The following is a 6,115-nucleotide window of genomic DNA, read 5'->3' on the forward strand; positions in this document are numbered from 1 at the left end:
GGTGGGGGGTGGGCGGGGGTTTGGGGGCGGGGTGGTTCGGCGTACGGGCCTGGGGGGCCGGCCCCGGGGGTCGGCGGGGCCGCGGGGGGGGGGGTCGCGGCGGCCGCGTGTGGGGGAGGGGAGGTCCGCGGTCATGCTGGTGGGGGGAGGGGCCGGGACCGTCGCGTCGATCTCGTTCCGTCCCGGATCAAAAGCTGGACTAGACCATTGCCGGGCGTCAAGCACCGGAACGTCGGCTTACGGATTCCTTAAGGAACCGGAGACCGTTCCGTAGCCGTCGCCGCCGGCCCCGCCCGCGGCCCGCGACATGCACGTCGCGACAGACTTCGTACAGGACCGTGACCAGACCGCTACCTGCGGCTTTCCCGGTCGCCTGCGCGCCGGAGTAGGCTGCGCCGGGGTGGTGACGCACCCGCCGAAATGAGTACGGAGGGGCCGAAAACATGGGTCTGCGCGATGTCGTGGAACGCACGCCGGGGCTGCGCACGCTGCTGCACGGTGCGTACGGGCTCTACGGCCGCCGGGTCGAGGTCCACCTCGCCCGCACTCCCAACCACATCGGCGTGATCCTCGACGGCAACCGCCGCTGGGCCAAGGCCGCCGGCGGCTCCACCGCGTACGGCCACCAGCGCGGCGCCGACAAGATCAGCGAGTTCCTCGGCTGGTGCGACGAGACCCACGTCAAGGTCGTCACCCTGTGGATGCTCTCCACCGACAACCTCGACCGGCCCGCCGACGAACTCGTCCCGCTGCTCGGGATCATCGAGGACGCCGTCACGGGCCTCGCCGCCGCCCGCCGGTGGAAGGTGCACCCGGTCGGCGCGCTGGACCTGCTCCCGCAGCACACCGCCGACGTGCTCAAGCGCGCCGCCGAGGAGACCGCCGGGATCGAGGGCATCACCGTCAACGTCGCCGTCGGCTACGGCGGCCGGCACGAGATCGCCGACGCCGTCCGCTCGTTGCTCCAGGAGCACGCCGAGCGCGGCACCTCGATCGAGGAACTGGCCGGGATCCTGGACCCGGAGCACATCGCCGAGCACCTCTACACCCGCAACCAGCCCGACCCGGACCTGATCATCCGCACCTCGGGCGAGCAGCGGCTGTCCGGATTCCTGCTCTGGCAGAGCGCGCACAGCGAGTTCTACTTCTGCGAGGCGTACTGGCCGGCCTTCCGCAAGGTCGACTTCCTGCGGGCGCTGCGCGCGTTCGAGCAGCGCAACCGGCGCCTGGGCCTGTAGCGCCCGCCGCTCCGGACTGACCCCCCCGTAGGGGTGGCCTACCCGGCCGCCGCGCGAGGCCAAACGTTCACCGGCAATGATCCGTCAGTTCGCCGGGGACGCGAATGCACCGCCCCTCGCCTGGGAATACTCCAATCAGTCCGGTCCCGGGGCCACCGGGGCAGCGGGGCCGGCTTGCCGCGGATGACGCAGGGTCATCCGCTCTGGAGGCCTAGTGGTCAGTTCCAAGAGCCGCCGGACACCAGACCGGCGCACGTACGTTCTCGACACCAGCGTGCTCCTGGCGGACCCTCTCGCCATGACCCGCTTCGAGGAGCACGAGGTCGTCCTCCCGGTGGTCGTCGTCACCGAGCTGGAAGCCAAGCGGCACCACCCCGAGCTGGGCTACTTCGCCCGCCAGGCGCTGCGGCTTCTCGACGACTACCGCATCCGCCACGGCCGGCTCGACGAGCCGATCCCGGTCGGCGAGCTCGGCGGGACGATCCGGGTCGAGCTCAACCACTCCGACCTGTCGATACTGCCGGCCGGCTACCGCTCCGGGGGCGGCGAGGCGGACACCCGGATCCTCGCGGTCGCCCGCAACCTGCAGGCCGAGGGCTACGACGTCACCGTCGTGTCCAAGGACCTGCCGCTGCGGATCAAGGCCAGCTCGGTGGGCCTGCTCGCCGAGGAGTACCGGGCCGAGCTCGCGATCACCTCCGGCTGGACGGGCATGTCCGAGCTGCACGTCGCGGCCGACGACGTGGACGCGCTGTTCGCGGCCGGCCACGACGTCTCGGTGGACATCGAGGGGGCCGCCGAGCTGCCCGTCCACACCGGACTGGTGCTCACCTCGGAGCGCGGCCGCGCGCTCGGCCGGGTGACCGGCGACGGCCGGGTCCGGCTGGTGCGCGGCGAGCGGGAGGCGTTCGGCCTGCGCGGGCGCAGCGCCGAACAGCGGGTCGCGCTGGACCTGCTGCTCGACCCGGACGTCGGCATCGTCTCGATGGGCGGCCGGGCCGGTACGGGCAAGTCCGCGCTGGCGCTGTGCGCGGGGCTGGAGGCGGTGCTGGAGCGGAGGCAGCATCGCAAGGTGATGGTCTTCCGGCCGCTGTACGCGGTCGGCGGGCAGGAACTCGGCTACCTGCCGGGGTCCGAGACGGAGAAGATGAGCCCCTGGGCGCAGGCGGTCTTCGACACCCTCTCCGCCGTCACCACTCCGGACGTGATCGAGGAGGTCATCGCACGGGGGATGCTGGAGGTCCTGCCGCTCACCCACATCCGCGGGCGCTCGCTGCACGACGCCTTCGTGATCGTGGACGAGGCGCAGTCGCTGGAGCGGAACGTGCTGCTGACGGTGCTGTCCCGGATCGGCCAGGGCTCGCGGGTGGTGCTCACCCACGACGTGGCCCAGCGGGACAACCTCCGGGTGGGCCGGTACGACGGCGTGGTGGCGGTGGTGGAGAAGCTGAAGGGGCATCCGCTGTTCGCGCACATCACCCTCACCCGCTCGGAGCGTTCGCCGATCGCGGCTCTGGTCACGGAAATGTTGGAGGACATCCACCCGTGATCCACGACTGAACGGGACATAGTCGGACAATCCGGTCAACTTCGCACGTGGGGCCCGCTCCTGACGGAGCGGGCCCCGTCCGTTTCATCACGTCGAGTACCTGTCTGTCCGGAGAACTCCCGTGCGGTGAATGTGACATGCGCCACGCGGGCGGGAATTGCGTCGAACGTGCCCGGTGCGGCATGGTGAGGGTTCTGTCAGGCCCCGCGTACGGCGCGGCAGGGCTTCCGGGCAACCGGAGTCCGGCCCGGAAGGTCCGCCAACTCCGTTCGGTGGACGCACAATTGAAAACCGACGAGCCGTACGCCGCCCGATCTCAACGCCCGGTCGCCTCACCTCGGCCGGACGCCGGGCCAGCACCTCCCGTGACCAGAGCACCTGCGGAGGTCCGTGCCAAGGGGCATGTTGCGTCCGCACGGTCACGCGTGGGCGATGCTGGAAGGAAACCATGTGACTCGGATCTCGGTCCGGGGAGTTGCTGTGGCCTCCGCCACCGCCGTCACCGCCGTCGGTGCCGTCGTGGGTGTGGCCTCGGGCAGCGAGGGCAAGACCACGCAGACGGTCGACGTCGCCGGCGCGACCTTGCTCGCCGAAGTCCCCTCTGGCGCCCAGGCGCAGATCATCAGTGACAACATCGGCCAGCAGGCGTCCTCTCAGCAGGCCTCTGCCGAGGCTGCCGCCAAGGCCGCCGCGGAGCAGAAGGCCGCCGAGGAGGCCGCGCGCCAGAAGGCCGCCGCCGACGCCCAGGCGAAGGCCGACGCGCAGGCCAAGGCCGACGCCGCCGCCAAGGCGGCCGCGGACGCCCAGGCGAAGCGCCAGGCCGACGAGGCCGCCAACCGCTCCAAGGCCCGCTCGGCCCTGGCCGCCACGGACAACAGCGCCCCGCCGGTCTCGGTCAGCCCGGGCTCGGTGCAGGACACCGCGCGGCAGATCGTCGGCAACGACACCCAGTTCCAGTGCTTCAGCCAGATCGTGAAGCGCGAGAGCGGCTGGGACTACACCGCGACCAACAAGAGCTCCGGCGCCTACGGCCTGGTCCAGGCGCTGCCCGGCTCCAAGATGGCCTCGGCCGGTGCCGACTGGCGCACCAACCCGGCGACCCAGATCCAGTGGGGCCTCAGCTACATGAACAGCCGCTACGGCAGCCCCTGCGGCGCCTGGTCGTTCTGGCAGGCCCACAGCTGGTACTAGGAGCCACCCCGCCCCGGCGGACTCCACGCAAGGCCACGGCCCCCGGCCGCTCACCCGCTGAGCGCCCGGGGGCCGTGTCGTCGGCGACCCCGCCGGGGCGGGCGGGCCGCGCCGCCCGGCCGCGCTGACCAACGCGCTCACGGGCGGTGCGGTCCTGGGTGCGGACGCGGGGCGCGGGAAGGGGTCCTGGTTTTGCTTCCCGCACCGGCCGGTCCGCCGGCGGATGGCTGGGGGCCGCTCCGGCTTCGGGGTCTCGCTCCGACTCCTCCCCAGCGTCGTGCATCCGAAACCTCACGTTCCGTCCCCTTTTGCGGGCGTTCGCGCGCCGGGCCGGTGCGTTCGAACCGGAGCCGGCCGGGCCGAACCCGCCGGGCGGCCGGACTCGTTCCGCCCCGGGCGGGTAGCGTCATCCCTGACGGCCGTGGCGCGACGCACGGCGTACCGCCGGGTGACGGCGGACCGGCACGGGAGCGGTGGTAGCGAGGATGGCGCGGGGCGGGAAGGCCTTCAAGGCCGTGGCCAAGGGCATGGCCGTGGTGGCGAGCGCGGCCGCTGTGATCGAACGGCGCCGGCGTGCCGCGATGACGGCCGATCCGCACGACGCCGTCGCGCTGCCGGGCGCCCTCCCGGACACCGAGCGGGCCGACCCGCCCGCCGCCGTGACCGCACCGGCCCCGGCCGACACGGCGGGGCCGCTGCCCGTCCCGCGCACCGACTCCGCCCCCGTCGTGGAGGCGCCGCCCGCTCCGGTGGAACCGGCCGCGCCCGCGCCGGCCGCGCCAGGCGCCCAGGGCGCGCACCCCCGGGAGTACCACCCGGGCCGGCCCGCGACGCCCGTCGAGGCCGTGCCGTGGGGCCTGCGGGTCGCCGCCGAGTCCACCTGGCGGCTGCTGCTGCTCGGCGCCGCGCTCTACGTCGTCTTCTACGTCGTCGACATGCTGCGGCTGGTCGCCTTCTCGGTGCTGGCCTCGCTGCTGATCTCGGCGCTGCTGGAGCCCTCGGTCTCCTGGCTGCGCCGCCACGGCGTGCCGCGCTCGCTCGCGGCCGTCGGGGTGTTCCTGAGCGGCCTGGCCGGGATAGGGCTGGTCGGCTGGTTCGTGGTCTGGCAGGTCAGCACGAACCTGTCGGACGTCACCAGCCAGGTCCAGAAGGGCGTCATCCAGCTGCGGGACTGGCTGATCGACGGCCCGCTGCACCTGACCCAGCAGCAGATCACCGACTTCGCCAACCAGATCACCAAGGCGATCACCACCAACACGGACCAGATCACCTCGGCCTCGCTCACCACCGCGCAGATCGCCGTCGAGGTGCTGACCGCGGTGCTGATGACCTTCTTCACCACGTTCTTCTTCATCTACGACGGCCAGAAGATCTGGAACTGGGCGCTGCGCGGGCTGCCCCGGCACTCCCGCTTCGCGATGGCCGGGGCCGGGCCGAAGGCGTGGACGACGCTGACCGCGTACGTGCGCGGCACCGTGTGCGTGGCGTTCATCGACGCGGTCTGCATCGGCATCGGGATCGACCTGCTGGGCGTGCCGATGGCGATGCCGCTGGCCGTGATCATCTTCCTGGGCGCCTTCGTGCCGCTGGTCGGCGCGCTCGTCACCGGCACCGCCGCGGTCCTGATCGCGCTGGTCACGCAGGGCCCGTGGACGGCGCTGATGGTGCTGGTCGTGCTCGTCGCGGTGATGCAGATCGAGAGCCACGTGCTCCAGCCGCTCATCCTCGGGCGCGCGGTGCGGGTCCACCCGCTGGGCGTCGTGCTCGGCGTCGCGGCGGGCGGCATCATCGGCGGCATCGGCGGTGCGGTCGTGGCCGTCCCGCTGATCGCCGTCACCAACACCGTCGTGACCCACCTGCGCAAGCGCAACGAGGCCGGGCAGGCCGTGTTCACCGCGCTGGAGAACGCCCGCGAGGCCGCCGGGCGCAGCGCCGCGACCCCGGCCGCCGCTCCCACCCCGGCGCCGGTCGCCGACTGAGTCGACCGAGGCGAACGCGTCGACCGAGGCGAACGCGTCGACCGAGACGACGGAAGGGCCCCCCCCGCCGGCGGGGCGGGGGGGGCCGTGGGGGTCGCCCCGGGGGCGGCGGGGGGGGGGGGGGCGCGGGGGGGCGCCGCAGAGATGTCGGCCGGCCC

General features: G+C 73.0%; 4 protein-coding genes. All 4 read left to right on the forward strand.

The window, feature by feature from the left end:
• Positions 1-443 precede the first annotated feature (443 nt).
• Entirely contained in the window at positions 444-1,238 is a 795-nt protein-coding gene (locus tag ACFV4G_RS18640) for an isoprenyl transferase (RefSeq protein ID WP_363656985.1), read from the forward strand.
• Between the two features lie 214 nt (positions 1,239-1,452).
• Positions 1,453-2,787 carry a PhoH family protein gene (locus ACFV4G_RS18645; RefSeq protein WP_380441591.1) on the forward strand — a complete coding sequence of 445 codons (1,335 nt, stop codon included), beginning with the start codon at positions 1,453-1,455 and terminating at the stop codon, positions 2,785-2,787.
• A gap of 450 nt (positions 2,788-3,237) precedes the next feature.
• Positions 3,238-3,978, forward strand: coding sequence for a transglycosylase SLT domain-containing protein (locus ACFV4G_RS18650; RefSeq protein WP_380441593.1), 741 nt, complete (start codon positions 3,238-3,240; stop codon positions 3,976-3,978).
• 485 nt (positions 3,979-4,463) lie between these two features.
• Positions 4,464-5,957 carry an AI-2E family transporter gene (locus tag ACFV4G_RS18655; RefSeq protein ID WP_380441595.1) on the forward strand — a complete coding sequence of 498 codons (1,494 nt, stop codon included), beginning with the start codon at positions 4,464-4,466 and terminating at the stop codon, positions 5,955-5,957.
• Positions 5,958-6,115: the final 158 nt, after the last annotated feature.

It is taken from the genome of Kitasatospora sp. NPDC059747 (assembly GCF_042732955.1).
Taxonomy (GTDB): domain Bacteria; phylum Actinomycetota; class Actinomycetes; order Streptomycetales; family Streptomycetaceae; genus Kitasatospora.